Below are 16,456 nucleotides of genomic sequence, written 5' to 3' on the forward strand. Positions count from 1 at the left end.
CTCGGCTACGAACCGAGTTTTTTATCATTTTCTGTCTGAACATCATGTTTTTTCTGTAATACAAGTTTCAAATTCCCCATATCCTCACTCACTTTTTTATCTAAAATTTTCGCATAATGTTGAGTCGTCTTAATGCTTTTATGTCCAAGCATTTTGCTCACACTTTCCATAGAAACATTATTTCCTAAAGTTACGGTAGTAGCAAAAGTGTGTCTTGCACAGTGAAACGTAAGTTTCTTATGGATGCCACAATTTTCCGCAATAGTTTTCAGATACTCATTCACTTTTTGATTGGTATAAACTGGAAGTAGTTTTCCAGAATTGGATGAAACAGGATGATTTTCGTATTTCTTGATAATTTCTTCAGCAACAAGAAGCAAAGGAATATTTGACGCGCTTCCGGTTTTCTGTCGGTTCGTAATAATCCACAGATTTCCATCAATTCCTTTGGAAATTTGTTCTTTTGTAAGGTTGAAAATATCGATGTAAGCCAAACCTGTATAGCAGCTGAAAACAAACATATCACGAACGAGTTCCAAACCTTTTCCCGAAAATTCTTTCTCGCGAATTGATGAAAGTTCTTCATCAGTGAGGAAATTTACGTTCACTTCATTAAATCTGCCTTTGTAAAAAATCACCAAGTCCTTTTCAATCCAACCGTTTTGATAACAGATTTTTAAAATCTTACTTAAGTTTTTGGTGTGCTTTACCGCAGAATTATTGTTGATATTTGCTTTTGTTCGTAGAAAGAAATCAAAATCATTGAGAAATGAAGGTTCCAATTTCTGAATATTGATATCCGTTTTTTTGTGGAACTTCCATAAGAAATCTTTTAAATGAGATAAACAAGTTCTAAAATTTTTGAGTGTTGCAATGGCATATTCTTTTCCAACCAACTGTTCCATTTTGGAATTGTGTTCCTCAAAAATAGGAATCAGAGTTCTTTCGGCAACTTTATTACCAGATAATAGATTTTTGATATCCGAAGCATCGAAAGGTTCGCCTAAAAAGACAAGTCTGTTTTCAATTTCAAGGACTTTCGCCTGCAGAACATCGAAATGTTTATTGATGAGTCTTGATTCTTCGGAATTGCCCTTTAAACGGCTTTGTGCAGGACTCCATTTGCTAATCTCAACACTTTTTCCTGTTGAAAACTCTGCACGTTGTCCATCTACAGTAATCCGCATATAAATCGGGATTTTGGAACTAGATTTCGCTTTTGACTTTCTGGCATAAAATAATACCGAAACTTTTGCATTCATAGTGATGACTTTAGGGGTTAAAATTACCTTTTGGTGACCTATCACACAAGATGTTCAATTGCTCTACACCTTTATTGATAGGCTTTCACAAAGAATTCGGTTACCTATAAAGTTCAAAAAATGGCAGGTCACCGAAAAGGTCACCTAATTTTTGAGAATATTTGATTTATTTTGAAATTCTCAAAAAACAAAAAAGCCCTTAAATACTAGGATTTAAGGGCTTTTGTAACAAATTGTTGTTGTTTCTCGTGGTTTCTCCAGGAATCGAACCAGGGACACACGGATTTTCAGTCCGTTGCTCTACCAACTGAGCTAAGAAACCGTTTGGTAATTGAGTGCGGCAAAAATAGAAACTTTTGCGGGATTACACAAACTTTTCATAAACTTTTTTAATTAAAATCAAAAACCTATTGATTTTCAGATGAATTATTTTCTTCCGAACGCATTTGCTCACTCATTTCTTCCAACACAGGTTTGATGGTACTTTCTGGCAGTTCGCTGATGCGGATATACATTAAACCATCAATTGCATCATTGAAACTTGGATCAACGTTGAAGGAAATCACTTTTGCATTTTGTTTGATGTATTTCTTAATCAAAACCGGCAAACGCATTTCAGGCTCCAAATCGTCAATAATTTTATCAAGTTTGTTGAGATCCGACTCTACTTCATCGAAGAATAAATGCTTGTCACGATCTTTCAGCTTTACCTTAAATTCCTTTTTCGGGTGAATATATTGCGCAACTGCAGAATCGTAATAATTAGAACGCATAAATTCAATCATCAAGGATTTTGAAAACTCGGAAAATTTATCAGAAATACTTACACCGCCCATCAAAAATTTATGTTCAGGATTTCTTAGACAAACATGAACAATTCCCCTCCACAAAAGAAAAAGAGGCAAAGGTTTTTGCTGGTATTCAGTAGAAATATACGCTCTCCCCATTTCAATCACCTTACGGAAAAACGGTTGCAATTCCGGATCAAATTCAAAAAGTGAACTGGTGTAAAAACCATCAATCCCATATCTTTTCATGACTTCTGCACCAAGTGCCATTCGATATGCTCCTGCTAATTTTTTCGCGGAATTATCCCAGAGGAAAAGGTGGTGATAATGTTCATCGTATTCGTCAAGGTCGAAAGGCAAATTGCTTCCCTCCCCGATTTTTCTGAAAGTCAGTTCACGCTGTCTCCCGATTTCCCTCATAATGGAAGGAATTTCCGAATAAGACGAAAAGAAAACTTCGTAATTCCCGTTTCGGAAAAGCATTTTATCTTTTTTATAAAGCGCTTCGATTTCTTTTACGATATCTTCCTGTGGCGTTTCATCAATAATGTTTTGTACAACGTTTTCTTCCTTTAAAAGGGGGAAGTTGAGTTTAAGATTCGGAATATTTAAGCGTTCTGCAATTGTTTTTCTTTTGTCATAGTACGATTTCAACATATAGATTTTCTTCTGAAGAAATTCCCCCACTTCTTCTGTCGTATCATGTTCTTCCATCACTTTCACAGAAACAGGTTTCCCGATTCTGATGCGAATTGGTTTTTCACGTTTGTTCATCATTTCCGCAGGCAACATCAACGTTTGCAAATCAGGATGAAGCTTTGAAACTTGATAAAAAAGTGGGCTATTTTTGGCATGGAAATACATTGGAACCACCGGAACTTTTGCCATCTTGATTAATTTCAAAGCTGGTTTTTCCCACTTTTTGTCAAGAATTTCATTGAACTCATTATTTCTGTTAGAAACTTCACCTGCAGGAAAAATTCCGACACAACCACCATTTTGAACGTGCTTTAAAGTTTCACGCATTCCGGTTGAGCTGTTTCTTATTTCCTTTCGACTTTCAAAAGGATTTACGGGAATCACAAACGGCTCCATTGGTTTGATTTTTTCCAAAAGGAAATTTCCCATAATTTTAAAATCAGGACGGATTTCCGTGAGAATTTTTGTCATCAAAATCCCGTCAATCGCTCCCAATGGGTGATTGGAAACCAAAATAAAAGGTCCCGTTTTTGGTATTTTCGCAAGATCCTCCTCAAAAACGACATATTTCAAATCCCTTTCTCTCACGAAGGAATCGAAGAAGTCTTTTCCACTTTTGTCTTTCAGAATATCATAAAGCTCGTTTACTTTATTGATTTTCGTTAAGCGCATAATTGCGGAAGCGACCGGACTTTTAAGAAATCCGATTTTGCTTAATCCCGATGCTTTAATTAAATCGTTTTTAGAAATTAGACTCATTGGTTATCAGTTGGTTACGACCTGAATGGTTTTATTTGAACTCTGTTCTAAAAGTATGTTTTTATTTTTATAGAAATCGCCCAAATCTTCTAATTTTGCATTTCTCACCGTATAAAGTGAAAGATTCTTTAGCAATTCGGTCTGGAAATCTTTTTGCAACTCTTTATTGAGTTCATCAATGTTTCCGTATTTATCTTCTAAACAAAGTTCCAAAGAAATCGCCGTATTCTGCATCAAAGAAATCTTGATTTTATTTTTCGCTAAAAGTGCAAAAATTTTACTCAAATGTTCCTCTGCAATAAAGGAAAAATCGCGTGTCGAAATTCGTAATAAGTTTTGATTTTCCTTTAAAATATAGGATTCCTCTTTCTGAAAGTTTCCTCCGTTTCCAACTTTGGTTCCCGGTTTCTTTGGCTCTACAAATGATTTTACAAAAAATGGAATATTTTTCTGTTTTAACGGCTGCAAAGTTTTCGGGTGAATAACCGATGCGCCGTAATATGCCATTTCAATCGCATCTTCGTAGGAAATGTTGGACAAGAGTGAAACATTTTCAAACTTTCTCGGGTCACCTGTCATCACGCCTGGAACATCTTTCCAAATCGTCATTGCTTCTGCATTTAAGCAGTACGCAAAGATCGCCGCCGAATAATCGGACCCTTCTCTTCCCAAAGTTACGGTAAAATTGTTATCCTCTGAACCAATGAAACCTTGCGTCACATAACAAAGATTTTTATCGAGTTCCGCAATCTTATTTTCCGTTTCTTCCCAATTCACGTTTCCTTCGCGGTAGTAATTATCGGTCTTAATATAATCTCTCGCATCCAGCCAAGTATTTTTAAACTGAATATCATTCAAATATTCACTTAAAATTTTAGAGGAAATCATTTCGCCACAACTCACGACTTGATCATAAACGAAGTTGTAATTCGGGGATTTGTTTCTTCTTAAAAATGATTCAATATCATCAAAAAACAAAGATATTTCTGCAAAAACGGGATGGTTTTCTTGAAAAAGTCCGTTGGAAATTTCCAAATGGTTTTGTTTGACTTTTTCGATTTCGCTTTGATAATCGTTTTTATCAAAATAATTTTGCACCACTTTTTCTAGTGCGTTCGTAGTTTTTCCCATCGCGGAAACTACCAAGAGACAGTTTTCGAAACCTTGAGTTTCCAAAACCAGGGAAACGTTTTTTACACCTTCCGCATCTTTTACCGATGCACCACCAAACTTAAAAACCTTCATCTAAATATTTAAAATTCAACATTTTAATAACAAATTTTTCCTTCGTAGAAAAAATTACAATTTTCAAAATTATAAATTTCGAACGGAACTAGAAAACGATGTATTGTATTATGAGTTTATTTAATGATGGTTTTGTTTAAAAATACTGATTTCGGTCATTAATATTGAAAGTAATGAGATAAAATCCAAAGAATTTTCCGAAATTTGTAAGAAATCAAAAAGTATAAACATGGCAGAAAATTTTCAGACGCTTGGTGAATTTATTATCGATAAACAGGAGGATTTCCAATATTCCACGGGTGAACTTTCGAGATTGTTGAGTGCAATTCGTCTTGCATCAAAAGTGGTGAACCGTGAAGTAAATAAAGCGGGAATTGCAAACATCATCGGAAAAGCGGGAAATGAAAACATTCAAGGTGAGGAACAGCAGAAACTCGACGTTTTAGCGAACGAAATTTTCATCGAAGCACTTTCTCAAAGAGAAGTTGTCTGTGGAATTGCCTCTGAAGAAAGCGACGATTTTATTGAAATCAAGTGTGGTTCGAATGCACATTTAAGCAAATATGTCGTGTTGATCGATCCTTTGGACGGTTCTTCCAACATCGACGTGAATGTTTCCGTTGGAACTATTTTCTCCATTTACCGAAGAGTTACCGAACCCGGAACTCCTGTAACTTTGGAAGATTTCTTGCAAAAAGGGGTGAATCAAGCTGCGGCAGGATATGTGGTTTACGGTTCGTCCACCATGATTGTTTATACGACTGGAAATGGCGTGAACGGTTTCACACTCGATCCAAGTTTGGGAACGTATTATCTTTCTCACCCGAATATGACTTTTTCTAAAAGAGGAAAAATTTATTCCATCAACGAGGGAAATTACGCGAAATTTCCGCAAGGTGTGAAAGATTATATTAAATATTGTCAAAGAGAGGAAGAAGATCGTCCCTATACTTCGCGTTACATCGGAAGTTTGGTTTCCGATTTCCACCGAAATATGATTAAAGGCGGAATTTACATTTACCCATCCACTTCACAATCGCCCAACGGAAAATTGAGACTGTTGTACGAATGCAATCCAATGGCTTTATTGGCGGAACAAGCAGGCGGAAAATGTACCGATGGTTTCACCAGAATTTTGGAAATTCAGCCAACCGAACTTCACCAAAGAGTTCCGTTTTTCTGCGGAAGTTTGGAAATGGTGGAAAAAGCGGAGGAGTTTATGAGGAATGCTGAAAACTAATAGAAACGGTTTCCTTTTTGCTGATAATCAAATAATTATTAATTTTGCAATAATATGAGCAAAGCAAAATTGGCGGTAACTCGTGAAGAAGCCGTAGAAATTATTAAGGAAGGCGATTTTAAAACAGGAGATGATAATGAACTGTGATCAGCGAAAAATTACGCTTGAAGATTTGAAAAAGAAAGGAATTACACTTGAAAAAGCCCTATAAATATAATTGAACGCAATAAATTTGAATACCATTTTACCACAATAAATGGTATTTCTTATTTAGTTTCATTTTCAAGAGACGAAACCTTTAACACCTTTTCGAAAAGCGAAGAATTCAATAATAATTTTCAAATTGCAGTCACGAAAGTTTCTCCCGAAGAAGATATTTTCGACACCGCCGTTTCACTCACAATAAGAGATATTATCGAAAAATTTTTAAGCCAAGAAAAAACGCCAATATTTCTTTTGCTCATGTTTTGACAAAAAACAACGAAAACGTTTCAACACTTTCAATAGATGGTACATGAACAGTGAACTAAAAAACCAAATAAGCAAAATTGACCATCTTCTTAAAATTGAAGATATTTTGTTGTACACCTCATTAATCATCAACAATAGCAATACGCAAAAAGATGAAATTGTTGAACTTTATGATTCACTGGAAGACCTACTGAATTAAGAGAAATAACCGCAATGAAATCAGCCAAATTTTTCAAATACATTTTAGAATTCAAAAATCCAAGCGGAACTTCCCGTGGAGTTTTGCACACCAAAGAAACATTCATCTTAGAAATTTCTGAAAACGGAAAAAAAGGAATCGGGGAATGCGGACTTTTCCGTGGTTTGAGTTACGACGATGTTCCTGAATATGAGGAAAAATTGAATTGGCTTTGTGAAAACATCAATGAAGATGCGGAATTTTTAAAACAAGAATTGAAATATTTTCCATCGATTTGGTTTGGCTACGAACAGGCGATTTTGAATTTAAAACATGGCGAAAGCCTTTATTTTCCAAGTGAATTTACCGATGAAAAATCTTCCATAAAAATCAACGGTTTGATTTGGATGGGTCATGCTGATTTCATGCAACAACAGATTGAGGAAAAACTCGAATTGGGTTTCGACTGCATCAAACTGAAAATCGGTGTGGATTGGAATTCTGAAAGAGAGATTTTAAAAAAACTTCGTACAAAATTCCCGAAAGAAAAATTGGAATTGCGAGTTGATGCAAACGGTGGTTTTACTTTTGAGGAAGCAAAAAACGTATTGAAAGAACTCGCGAATTTGGAAATTCATTCCATTGAACAGCCGATAAAAAAGTCTGAAGTCCGAAGTCCGAAGTCCGAAGATTCTTTGATGGCGCAACTTTGTGCGGAAACTCCAGTTCCGATTGCTTTGGATGAGGAATTGATTGGGATTGTAGATTTTGAGGATAAAAAACAACTCTTAGAAACTATAAAACCTCAATTTATAATTCTGAAACCTTCTTTGGTCGGAGGATTTTCGGGAACTGATGAATGGATTTCTTTAGCCGAAAATCTTGAGATCGGTTGGTGGATTACTTCTGCGCTCGAAAGCAATATTGGTTTGAATTCGATTGCGCAATATACTTTCACCAAAAAACCAAAAATTCCTCAAGGTTTGGGAACAGGCGGACTTTTCACCAATAATTTTGATTCTGTTCTGGAGTTGAATGGCGACCAACTTTCCATGAAAAAAGTCTGAAAAATAGATTTTCAGACTTTTGTTAATTTAACTTTTTCAAGATTAAATTACGTTCTCTACGAAGATACTTCTTCTTAAACTTTGCAAAATATTTGCAAACTTTCTTTTCATCGCTTTCATAGAATTTTATTTAAGTGTTAATAAGTGATGCGAGGTTGCTTTCCAAAATGATGCCAAAAACAACCCTACTACAAAGGTTTTAGACCACCATTAATATAAACAGTTTTTTCACTTAAAATTTTTCATGATATTCAAGTGAAAGTAATTTAATTTCAAGATTTACTTCACTTCTTAACTTTTGCTTAATAATGGAATAATAAAGTTGAGGTGCGCACCTTTTTCCACAGACATGGTTTTGAAAATTCCGTTTAGTGAAGTCATTCTGCAATGCATGTTGGAAAAACCGTTTCCATCTTTTCGACTTTGCTTTATCCCTATTCCATCATCAATAACATCGATTGAGAATTCTTTTTCGGTTTGATTGAAGTGGAGGTAAACATTTTTTGCTTGGCCGTGTTTGTAGACATTGTTCAGTCCTTCTTTAACGCACAGAAACAGATTGCGTCTCACTTCAGATGAGATCATCATATCGAGTGTACTGCTATTGTTAAAATGAACTTTTATATCGGTTTTAGAGAAAAAGTTTTCGGCATAATTGGAGATGTATTCAATCAAATTGAACAGACTGTCGTTTTCGGAATTGAGGCTCCAAAGCATTTCTCGCATAGAGATATTCAGTTCATCACAAGTTTCCAAAAGCTCATGAATGTTTTTCACTGTTTCCTTATCTTTGATTTTGTGCTTCAAAAAATTAATCTGCAATTTTAGTGCAGAAATTACTGCCCCGAAATCATCGTGCATATCGTGAGAAATTCGCTCTCGTTCTTTAATTGCAATCTTTTGATATTCTAATTCCTTTTGTAAAAGCAAGTTTTGATATTCTACCTCTTTCAGTTTCCTTTCATTCTGCAAAACCGTTTGTCTCCGGCTATATAGAACAACAATAAAAATCATGAAGACCACCAAAGTGACCATCAAAACAATGGCAAGAACATAACCGAGCTTCAACTCAAACGGGATCTCTTTCACTACATCTACTTCTTACAGGTTATTGCTATAATAAAAATAATATAGGTGACTGTAACAGCAATCCTGAAAATCTTGTCGAGCATAATTAAAAACGCAAGATCATTTTTTTCAAGCCAATACATAGGCACAATCCTGAACAGGAAGAAAACACTCCATAAAAGAATGGCAGAACTTACCCAAAAAACCTGCTTTTTGGCAATAAAATCCTCATCAACATTTCTAACCTCGTTAAAAAGCCAACTGAGCGAAAGGAATATATAAAATAAGGCAAGCGTGACCCCTAATCCAACTGCGAAATTTTTTGAGGAACCAAGCATAAAATAAAAACACACTAAACCTGAAATTAGTCCCAACACATAGATTAGCTTCTTCTGGTTTCGCATAAATTTGCCGTAGTAATAAGTAAAAAAACCAATGTACATCAAGGATGCAACGGAGTAGATTCTACCACTCCATTCTTTACCCAGTATAATTGGCAATATTTCTATGGTGCATACTACCGTGAAATAAATGAATAAATCGATTCCGTTTCTGTTTCTATAGAAGAATGAAAGAAAAAGACATAGATAAATGATAACCGTATAAACAATTTGCTGATAAGTTGAAAACATAAAGTTTTATTTCATGTAGCTCTTCTTTCAAAATAATTACTCAAAAATTGCAGGTGCGATTATCAGAGGTTTGCCCTAACAATTCTCTTAAGTCTATAAAATTAATGATTTTCCGCTTACAAAGACGTTTTGTTTAAAAAATTAACCATTAATTATCATTAATAAAATTAACTTCAGCTAAAAAATAAATAAAAAAACCTGCGAACCAAACTGGTTTGCAGGTCAATAACAAAAGGAACCGAACTTAAGCTAAAGTGAATATATTCGTCCCTTCTTTTTCTCTTTTTGCGATAAGATTTTGGTCGGTTCCTCCCAAAACAGAAACAATATCAGATTGTACAGCCGAACTTGACAGGTAATTCCAGTGGTTACCGTATTTAAATTTGAATGAATCTTCCAAATCGTTTTTTGTGCCGGTACAATCAATGACAGAAACTACGGCTTTGAATTTAGAGATATCGGCTGGACCTATTTTTCCAAGACGGGGCGATAATATATTCTTTGAGAATTGCGAAATTCCTAGAACCGCATCTTTACGGTTCACATAAATACTTACTCGATTTGCCAATAGAGGTAATTTTATAAATGAGTCTTCAACCTCATCAAAAACACGGTAGCTCACATCTGCGCTTAACAAAACCACCTGATCGATTACCCGTGAAATATTACTTGTTTTCAGACTGTATAGCATACTTTGCAAAAGACGATTTCCCATAGAATGAGCAATGATATGAATTCTTTGGTTGCAGGGATTCAATTCGCCGTCGGAAAAGATATCTTTCAAAAACTGTGTGTATAAATAGAAAAGACGAAGTAAAGAGTTTCCAGAATTTATACTCGCTGCCTTATCATCAAAATAGGTAAGAGGAAAAACAGTACTTGAAGCCGGCCAACTGATGAAGAGAATATGGTTGACTGGACATTTCGGATCGTCAATATACATTTTTTTCAGTGCACAAATGGCTTTAAGTTCATCATCAAAAGTGTACGCAAATCCATGGATGAAAATCAAAACATCACTATGTTCTTTCGTAGCCGACATTTCTTTATAGAGGTCGTAAAACATTCTTTGTGTACCACCAAGATTTGCGGAGGTTAATTTTGAGTCGCCAAGGTTCTTTTCTTTCCTTAAAACTTCAAGAACCTGCTGATAACCTTGGATTTCCGGTTCGGAGAGAAGTTTGTAGTCCAAAATTTTTCTACCGGTGTAATCTTTCTTTTTTATTTCAGCTTTGGTGGGCTCTATCCACCTATCGAAATTACACTTGGCAATTCGAAAGTTGGGCACTGAATACTCTTCATTGGAGAAGGATTGTTTACCAGCTTCGTTAATGATTTTTCTATTGCTTAAAATAAATACTGACATGTTTTTAAGTTTTATGGGTTATTTTTAATTTAGTTGTTAATCCAAACTTTATACGAAGTATAACCATAATAATTATCGCTCACCGACCGATGAATCTCTTTCTCATTTAAATCTATAGCCGTTAATTGCTGAAAAAGTTTTATGGACCAAGCTGGAATGCACCAAAGACTTAAACTCAGCATAAAAAAAGAAAAAATGATCAATGATAAGTTCAATCCGCTTTCATCATTGTTGAGGAAATACAAAATTTCTCGTCCCGCATCAAGCTGATAAATTACGAAAGGAAAAAATACAGCAATGGCTATAAACAAACCATTCCCTCGAATGGTATTATAGAGCTTTTCCACCCACAGAAAAAGAAATTTCATGATATTAATTTTTCTTTAAAAATAATACTGAATTTCAAAACAAACCACCGTGAAAACACGGTATTTTTAAAAAAAAACATGATCACATCAATATTTTCTAACATGATGAATGTAAAACCAATAACTTTTTTCTATTCCCCAAGAATCCGTAAATTCGCACCCAACAATTCTAAACAATGGACGAAGAGAAAAAATCCCTCAATTTTATTGAGCAAATTATAGAAGACGATTTAGCAAACGGACTTGGGAAAGATAAGCTCCGCTTCCGCTTTCCGCCGGAACCAAATGGTTATCTGCATGTTGGTCACACCAAAGCCATCTGCATCAACTTTGGTTTGGGCGAGAAATATGGCGCTCCCGTAAATCTACGTTTCGACGATACCAATCCTGAAAAAGAAGAACAGGAATTTGTGGATTCCATCAAAGCGGACATTGATTGGTTGGGTTTTAAATATGATAAGGAATTGTATGCGTCCGATTATTTCGACCAACTTTACGATTGGGCCGTCCAGATGATTAAGAACGGAAAAGCTTATATTGACGAGCAAACTTCCGAAGAAATCACCGCCCAAAGAAAAAATCCTTTTGAGGAAGGGATTGAATCTCCTTTCAGAAATCGACCAGTTGAAGAAAGTTTGGAGCTTTTCGAGAAAATGAAAAACGGCGAATTCGAAGAAGGAGCAATGTCTTTAAGGGCAAAAATCGACATGAAATCTCCGAACATGAACATGCGCGATCCGGTGATGTATAGAATTTTGAAACGACCTCACCACAGAACAGGCGACAAATGGAAAATTTATCCAATGTACGATTGGGCGCATGGAGAGTCGGATTACATCGAGCAAATTTCCCACTCTCTTTGTTCTTTAGAATTCGAAAATCACCGTCCACTGTACGATTGGTATTTGGATCAGGTTTATGATGAAACCAAAGTGAGAAATAAACAGCGCGAATTCGCAAGAATGAACGTTTCTTACATGATCACTTCCAAAAGAAAACTTCAACGATTGGTTGCAGAAAAAGTAGTGACAGGATGGGATGATCCAAGAATGCCTACAATTTCTGGGATGAGAAGATTAGGATTTACACCCACTTCCATTAAAAAATTCATTGAAAGAGTGGGTGTCGCAAAACGTGAGAACTTGATTGATATCCAGTTATTGGAATTTTTTGTACGTGAAGATTTGAATAAGATCTCAACAAGAGTGATGACTGTTGTTGATCCCGTAAAACTGGTAATTGAGAACTATGATGAAAATGCTGAAGAATGGCTGGAAACCGAAAATAATCCCGAAGATGAGAACGCAGGAACTCGTGAAATTCCTTTCAGCAGAGAACTTTATATCGAAAGAGAAGATTTCAAGGAAGAAGCCAATAACAAATTTTTCCGTTTAAAATTAGGCGGTGAAGTTCGTTTGAAATCAGCATACATCATTAAAGCCGAAAGAGTTGACAAGGATGAAAATGGTGAAATCACCACGATTTATGCCACCTACGATCCCAAATCAAAATCTGGTAGCGGAACCGAGGAAAGTCTGAGAAAAGTAAAAGGAACTTTGCATTGGGTTTCGGCAAAACATGCTTTGCCAATAGAAGTAAGAATTTACGACCGATTGTTTACCACTCCACAACCCGATGCAGAAAAAGAAGTCGATTTCATGGAATTCATCAATCCGGAAAGTTTGAAAGTTACCCAAGGATTCGCAGAACCTAGCCTTAAAAATGCCGAAGTTGGGCAACCATATCAGTTCCAAAGAATTGGATATTTCACAAAGGATAGAGATTCTTCAGATGAAAAATTGGTTTTCAATAGAACGGTGACTTTAAAAGATGGTTACAAACCAGAATAAATTTCTGTGAAAAAATTACATAAAAAAAACTTCGGGATTCCGAAGTTTTTTGTTTTAAATGATGCCCTTTACGAAAATAGCATTTTTAATTGTTTTCAAAATATTTTCACAACTCCGTTTTAATTCCTTAATAAAAGTCTCCATAATAATTTTGATTTGGTTATTTCAAATGTACAGAAAATTTTTATTCTTTACGATAAGAAAATATTAATAATCAATTAAATACATTTTAAAATATTATTCACAATCATTTCTGCATGAACTCTGGAATTTTCTATAAACCACAGATGAGTGTCTTTGCCACCACAAACAACGCCTGCCAAATAAAGGTTTTCAATATTGGTTTCCATGGTTTCGGGATTGTAAATTGGATTTAGATTTTCTCCTATTAATTCAATTCCACTATTTCTTAAAAAATCAAAATCTGGCAAATAACCTGTCATCGCAAGAACAAAATCGTTTTTAATTTCATGAGTTTCACCATTTTTATCTTTAAAAATAACGGAATCTTCTTTAATTTCAACCACTTCAGAGTTAAAGTGAGCCAGAATGCTTCCTTCTGCAATTCGATTTTCAATATCAGGTTTTACCCAATACTTAACGGATTTTGAAATTTCTGAACTTTTAATAATCATCGTAACTTCTGCTCCTTTTCTGTAGGTTTCCAATGCGGCATCAACGGCTGAATTACTTGCTCCAATTACGACAATTTTTTGTTTTGAGTAAGGATATGGTTCGGTATAATAATGTTTTACTTTCGGTAAGTCTTCACCTTTAATATTAAGAAAATTTGGAATATCATAAAATCCTGTGGCAATCACAACATTTTTTGCCAAATAAGTTTGTCTGGAAGTTTCCACCTCAAAAAATTGATTTTTACAAACTTTAAGCACTTTTTCGTAAAGCTTAATATTAATATTTCTTTGTCTTGCAATTCCTTGGTAATATTCTAAAGCATCCTGTCTTCCGGGTTTTGGCGAAGTAGTGATAAATGGAATTTCAGCAATTTCAAGCTTTTCGGCCGTCGAAAAAAAACGCATATAAAGTGGATAATGATAGAGGGAATTGACAATCGTCCCTTTCTCGATAACCAAATATTTAAGTTGATGTTTTTCAGCTTCCAAAGCGCAGTTCAAACCAATTGGTCCACCACCGATGATTATGATGTCGAAGATTTCCATACCGCAAATATAGCAATCGAAACTTTACGATCAGCTCCTACAAAAAATATTCTCGCCGAATCTGTCAACTCTGAAAATATAGCGATTCAACATCATAAACCGTTAAATTATATTATAAATTTTAAGATTTCGGGTATGGTAATTTTTTTATAATTATCTTCGCAACAAATTTTTTCTTCTACAATGAAAAAGCTATTTTCTATCATATTATTAAGTTTTTCTGTACTTTTTTTTGCGCAGGAAAGCATTGATTTCCAAACCACCACTTTCAAAGAAGTTTTAGCAAAAGCTAAAAGAGAAAAAAAACTCGTTTTTATGGATGCTTTTGCGTCTTGGTGCGGTCCCTGTAAAATGATGGAAAAAAATATTTTTCCCATTAAGTCGGTCAAAGAGTATTACAACGCCAACTTTATTAATTCCAGATTTGACATGGAAAAAGGAGAAGGAAGAGAAATTGCCATGAAATATGGTATCCGTTCCTACCCTACCTTCTTATTTCTGAATGGCGACGGAGAGGTAGTTTCTAAATCTTATGGTTATATGGACGAAAACCAATTCCTGTCTTTTGCCAAAGAAGCCAACAATCCCAAACTGAAAAACAATTCCTACAAAGAACTTTTCGATAAAGGCGAAACAGATCCGGAATTTTTGATCAATATGATGAAATTATATTCCGACAGCGATTATCCGTTGGCAAAAAAAGTGTCGGAAAGGTATTTTTCAACCCGAAAAAATGAGCCAATGACGCGGGAAGAAGTTGGATTATTACTTTATTTCTTGAAATCTCCGACCGACGAAAATTATAAAATTTTCACCGGCAGAAGGGCTGAAATTGTGGCTGTTATGTCCGAGGATATCTACAAGCAATTTGATGTAAACATCAAGCTTTCAAGTGTGATGGAGCGATCTTTCGATCAGAAAACAGGAAATATTAATGATGAACTGTTCTACCAAGACGCCATTCCATTAGTAGGAAAAACAGAGGCAGAAACTGCTCTGAACAGAATGAAGATAACTCTATATCCCAATATTGGAAATTTTGCGGGCTATGAAAAAGCTGCCGTGAGTTACTATAAAAATTCAGAAAATTTTGATCCTGAAGAATTGCTGAAGGCAGCTTGGATTTTTAGCGAACATGTATCTGATCCTTCTTCCCTAAAGCAAGCACAGGATTGGGCTGAAAAATCGGTCATGAAATCCGAAACCGCAGAAAACACCTACATTCTGGCTAAGCTTTATGCAAAAGCAGGAAAAAAAGAAAATGCAGTAATGTATGCCGAATTATCAAAGCACCTTGCAGAAACTCAGGGGAAAGACGCCACATTAGCAAAAAAACTTTTAGAAACATTAAAATAAGTCACTTTGAAAAAATTCATTTTTGTTTTGGCCCTTTCTTTTGTAACATTTGCAAGTGCTCAAACATCGGATTCCGCCTCAGGAAAAAAAACCTACCTAAAAGCCAATGCACTTTTTCTTCCCATAGGAATGCTGAATCTTGGTCTAGAACACCAGTTGAGCAAAAAATGGACGCTTCAGGGAGAGGTTTTCGTTTCACCCTGGAAATCTTTTATGGGGAAGTATGCTCAAATTTACATGGGCGGTGTTGAAGGACGGTATTACTTTAATGAAGCTTTTAAACATTGGTATGTTGGTGGTAATTTGCATTTTTCAGCTTTCAATATGCAAAAATGGAGCTACTGGAGCGATAGGTTAGCGCAATACGACCCAAATTCACCTTTTTACAGATTGTCCGATCTATACCAGAGAGGATTTTCAATTATGTTAGGTGCAACAATTGGCTACCAATGGCAAATCAACGACCAGTGGAATCTTGATCTTTTTGTGGGCGGTGGTCACTCTGAAGGGTTTTATCACGGGTATGTTAAAGGTTTAGACATTAGATATGATGACGCAGAAAGGCCTTGGAATAGAAGTGGGGAATTTATTCCATACAAAGGAGGTTTAATGATTTCGTACCGATTAAAATAATGGACATAAAAAGCAAAAAATTTTTAGTAATCGCTGTAATCACCTTCATCATTTTATTTTTGATGAATTACATCGGAAGCGACTACCCAGACAAGTCAAGTCGTGCCTTAATGACCGCAGTTGCAGGAGTTGTAGGATTGACAATCGGAATGTGGTTCGTACACCGTAATTCCAAAGACGACACCCACCACGATTTTGATTGATTCCCGAGATACCAGTTACGGGATTCGAGTTATGTTACGGGATTCGGGATAAAAATGATGAGTTTATTGTCTTGTTAATAAAACTCTCAA

General features: G+C 35.4%; 14 protein-coding genes, 1 tRNA gene and 1 pseudogene. 7 read left to right on the forward strand and 9 right to left on the reverse strand.

Annotated elements, in window-relative coordinates:
• Positions 1–5: 5 nt before the first annotated feature.
• The 4 genes from J4771_RS06185 to J4771_RS06200 form a co-directional block, all read right to left on the reverse strand.
• Positions 6–1,262 carry a site-specific integrase gene (locus tag J4771_RS06185; protein ID WP_224137590.1) on the reverse strand — a complete coding sequence of 419 codons (1,257 nt, stop codon included), beginning with the start codon at positions 1,260–1,262 and terminating at the stop codon, positions 6–8.
• A gap of 249 nt (positions 1,263–1,511) precedes the next feature.
• A tRNA-Phe gene (locus J4771_RS06190) sits at positions 1,512–1,584 on the reverse strand.
• An 85-nt stretch (positions 1,585–1,669) separates the two neighbouring features.
• Positions 1,670–3,508: a lysophospholipid acyltransferase family protein gene (locus J4771_RS06195; RefSeq protein ID WP_224137592.1), complete on the reverse strand. Its 1,839-nt coding sequence runs from the start codon at positions 3,506–3,508 to the stop codon at positions 1,670–1,672.
• A gap of 6 nt (positions 3,509–3,514) precedes the next feature.
• Positions 3,515–4,753 carry an aspartate kinase gene (locus J4771_RS06200; protein WP_224137598.1) on the reverse strand — a complete coding sequence of 413 codons (1,239 nt, stop codon included), beginning with the start codon at positions 4,751–4,753 and terminating at the stop codon, positions 3,515–3,517.
• A gap of 229 nt (positions 4,754–4,982) precedes the next feature.
• Here J4771_RS06200 and fbp point away from each other — a divergent pair, with 229 nt between their 5' ends.
• From fbp to J4771_RS06215, 3 genes and pseudogenes are all read left to right on the forward strand, one after another.
• Entirely contained in the window at positions 4,983–5,993 is a 1,011-nt protein-coding gene (gene fbp, locus J4771_RS06205; RefSeq protein WP_224137600.1) for a class 1 fructose-bisphosphatase, read from the forward strand.
• 508 nt (positions 5,994–6,501) lie between these two features.
• A pseudogene (locus tag J4771_RS06210) lies at positions 6,502–6,663 on the forward strand (hypothetical protein); the annotation flags it as partial.
• A 14-nt stretch (positions 6,664–6,677) separates the two neighbouring features.
• A complete protein-coding gene (locus J4771_RS06215) occupies positions 6,678–7,709 on the forward strand; it encodes an o-succinylbenzoate synthase (RefSeq protein WP_224137603.1) in 1,032 nt (343 codons plus the stop codon).
• A 291-nt stretch (positions 7,710–8,000) separates the two neighbouring features.
• Here J4771_RS06215 and J4771_RS06220 read toward each other — a convergent pair whose 3' ends face one another.
• The 4 genes from J4771_RS06220 to J4771_RS06235 all read right to left on the reverse strand — a co-directional run bounded on the left by J4771_RS06220 (position 8,001) and on the right by J4771_RS06235 (position 11,143).
• Positions 8,001–8,798 (reverse strand): sensor histidine kinase, encoded by a 798-nt coding sequence (locus J4771_RS06220; RefSeq protein ID WP_224137611.1) that lies wholly within the window; start codon positions 8,796–8,798, stop codon positions 8,001–8,003.
• Between the two features lie 5 nt (positions 8,799–8,803).
• Positions 8,804–9,409, reverse strand: a complete 606-nt coding sequence (locus J4771_RS06225) for a hypothetical protein (RefSeq protein ID WP_224137612.1) — start codon at positions 9,407–9,409, stop codon at positions 8,804–8,806.
• A gap of 244 nt (positions 9,410–9,653) precedes the next feature.
• Entirely contained in the window at positions 9,654–10,775 is a 1,122-nt protein-coding gene (locus J4771_RS06230) for an alpha/beta hydrolase (protein ID WP_224137613.1), read from the reverse strand.
• A 29-nt stretch (positions 10,776–10,804) separates the two neighbouring features.
• Positions 10,805–11,143: a hypothetical protein gene (locus tag J4771_RS06235; protein WP_224137614.1), complete on the reverse strand. Its 339-nt coding sequence runs from the start codon at positions 11,141–11,143 to the stop codon at positions 10,805–10,807.
• A 176-nt stretch (positions 11,144–11,319) separates the two neighbouring features.
• Between J4771_RS06235 and J4771_RS06240 the strand changes: the two genes are divergently transcribed.
• Positions 11,320–12,993, forward strand: coding sequence for a glutamine--tRNA ligase/YqeY domain fusion protein (locus J4771_RS06240; RefSeq protein WP_224137615.1), 1,674 nt, complete (start codon positions 11,320–11,322; stop codon positions 12,991–12,993).
• A 218-nt stretch (positions 12,994–13,211) separates the two neighbouring features.
• Here J4771_RS06240 and J4771_RS06245 read toward each other — a convergent pair whose 3' ends face one another.
• Entirely contained in the window at positions 13,212–14,174 is a 963-nt protein-coding gene (locus J4771_RS06245) for a YpdA family putative bacillithiol disulfide reductase (protein ID WP_224137616.1), read from the reverse strand.
• A 183-nt stretch (positions 14,175–14,357) separates the two neighbouring features.
• Here J4771_RS06245 and J4771_RS06250 point away from each other — a divergent pair, with 183 nt between their 5' ends.
• Genes J4771_RS06250 through J4771_RS06260 form a run of 3 tightly spaced genes read left to right on the forward strand, consistent with a single transcriptional unit; the run spans position 14,358 to position 16,366 of the window.
• Entirely contained in the window at positions 14,358–15,530 is a 1,173-nt protein-coding gene (locus J4771_RS06250) for a thioredoxin family protein (RefSeq protein WP_224137618.1), read from the forward strand.
• A gap of 6 nt (positions 15,531–15,536) precedes the next feature.
• Positions 15,537–16,163: a DUF3575 domain-containing protein gene (locus J4771_RS06255; RefSeq protein ID WP_224137620.1), complete on the forward strand. Its 627-nt coding sequence runs from the start codon at positions 15,537–15,539 to the stop codon at positions 16,161–16,163.
• Complete coding sequence (locus tag J4771_RS06260; RefSeq protein ID WP_224137622.1) at positions 16,163–16,366, forward strand: hypothetical protein; 204 nt, start codon at positions 16,163–16,165, stop codon at positions 16,364–16,366. The genes J4771_RS06255 and J4771_RS06260 overlap by 1 nt, the downstream gene beginning before the upstream one ends.
• Positions 16,367–16,456 lie beyond the last annotated feature (90 nt).

The organism is Candidatus Kaistella beijingensis, assembly GCF_020084865.1.
Classification (GTDB): Bacteria; Bacteroidota; Bacteroidia; order Flavobacteriales; family Weeksellaceae; genus Kaistella; species Kaistella beijingensis.

What these genes read in the sequence shown, in the direction of transcription:
- J4771_RS06185 (WP_224137590.1), bottom strand. Translation starts at nt 1,262, where the DNA reads ATGAATGCAAAAGTTTCGGTATTATTTTATGCCAGAAAGTCAAAAGCG.
- J4771_RS06195 (WP_224137592.1), bottom strand. Translation starts at nt 3,508, where the DNA reads ATGAGTCTAATTTCTAAAAACGATTTAATTAAAGCATCGGGATTAAGC.
- J4771_RS06200 (WP_224137598.1), bottom strand. Translation starts at nt 4,753, where the DNA reads ATGAAGGTTTTTAAGTTTGGTGGTGCATCGGTAAAAGATGCGGAAGGT.
- fbp (WP_224137600.1), top strand. Translation starts at nt 4,983, where the DNA reads ATGGCAGAAAATTTTCAGACGCTTGGTGAATTTATTATCGATAAACAG.
- J4771_RS06215 (WP_224137603.1), top strand. Translation starts at nt 6,678, where the DNA reads ATGAAATCAGCCAAATTTTTCAAATACATTTTAGAATTCAAAAATCCA.
- J4771_RS06225 (WP_224137612.1), bottom strand. Translation starts at nt 9,409, where the DNA reads ATGTTTTCAACTTATCAGCAAATTGTTTATACGGTTATCATTTATCTA.
- J4771_RS06230 (WP_224137613.1), bottom strand. Translation starts at nt 10,775, where the DNA reads ATGTCAGTATTTATTTTAAGCAATAGAAAAATCATTAACGAAGCTGGT.
- J4771_RS06235 (WP_224137614.1), bottom strand. Translation starts at nt 11,143, where the DNA reads ATGAAATTTCTTTTTCTGTGGGTGGAAAAGCTCTATAATACCATTCGA.
- J4771_RS06240 (WP_224137615.1), top strand. Translation starts at nt 11,320, where the DNA reads ATGGACGAAGAGAAAAAATCCCTCAATTTTATTGAGCAAATTATAGAA.
- J4771_RS06245 (WP_224137616.1), bottom strand. Translation starts at nt 14,174, where the DNA reads ATGGAAATCTTCGACATCATAATCATCGGTGGTGGACCAATTGGTTTG.
- J4771_RS06250 (WP_224137618.1), top strand. Translation starts at nt 14,358, where the DNA reads ATGAAAAAGCTATTTTCTATCATATTATTAAGTTTTTCTGTACTTTTT.
- J4771_RS06260 (WP_224137622.1), top strand. Translation starts at nt 16,163, where the DNA reads ATGGACATAAAAAGCAAAAAATTTTTAGTAATCGCTGTAATCACCTTC.